The organism is Paenibacillus artemisiicola, from assembly GCF_017652985.1.
In the GTDB taxonomy this organism is placed as follows: Bacteria; Bacillota; Bacilli; order Paenibacillales; family Paenibacillaceae; genus Paenibacillus_Z; species Paenibacillus_Z artemisiicola.
The window spans coordinates 1-526 of the sequence record NZ_JAGGDJ010000136.1 but is presented as its reverse complement, the minus strand read 5'-3'; the positions used below and the strand labels follow the sequence as shown (position 1 = coordinate 526).

Below are 526 nucleotides of genomic sequence, written 5' to 3'. Positions count from 1 at the left end.
GGACATCCCCGGATCAGCGCCTGCTTACGGCTCCCCGAGGCATTTCGTTGTTCGCCACGTCCTTCTTCGGCTCCTAGCGCCTAGGCATCCTCCGTGCGCTCTTAGTAGCTTAACCAACGATGATTGGGTTGCGTGATCGATCCGAAGATCGAGCATGCAGCATTCATCGCATACATCGTTAATCTCAGCTAAGAGATGTTTCGCAAATTTCATATCCAGTTTTCAAAGGGCAATCGATGGTTGTTGGTGGAGCCAAGCGGGATCGAACCGCTGACCTCCTGCTTGCAAGGCAGGCGCTCTCCCAGCTGAGCTATGGCCCCAAACAAATTCCATCAAAGCTGAACACATGGTTTCACGTCATGAATCCTACATGTATCTAACCATCAACGTGGTTAGGTAATTCCTTAGAAAGGAGGTGATCCAGCCGCACCTTCCGATACGGCTACCTTGTTACGACTTCACCCCAATCATCTACCCCACCTTCGGCGGCTGGCTCCCTTGCGGGTTACCCCACCGACTTCGGGTG

1 tRNA gene and 2 rRNA genes are annotated in these 526 nt (G+C 53.0%); all 3 read right to left on the bottom strand.

The annotated features are described in order from the left end of the window. Nucleotides 1–115, bottom strand: a 23S ribosomal RNA gene (locus I8J29_RS33575); the annotation flags it as partial. Between the two features lie 129 nt (nt 116–244). Beyond that, a tRNA-Ala gene (locus I8J29_RS33570) sits at nt 245–320 on the bottom strand. 88 nt (nt 321–408) lie between these two features. Next, nucleotides 409–526: ribosomal RNA gene (locus I8J29_RS33565) — 16S ribosomal RNA — on the bottom strand; the annotation flags it as partial.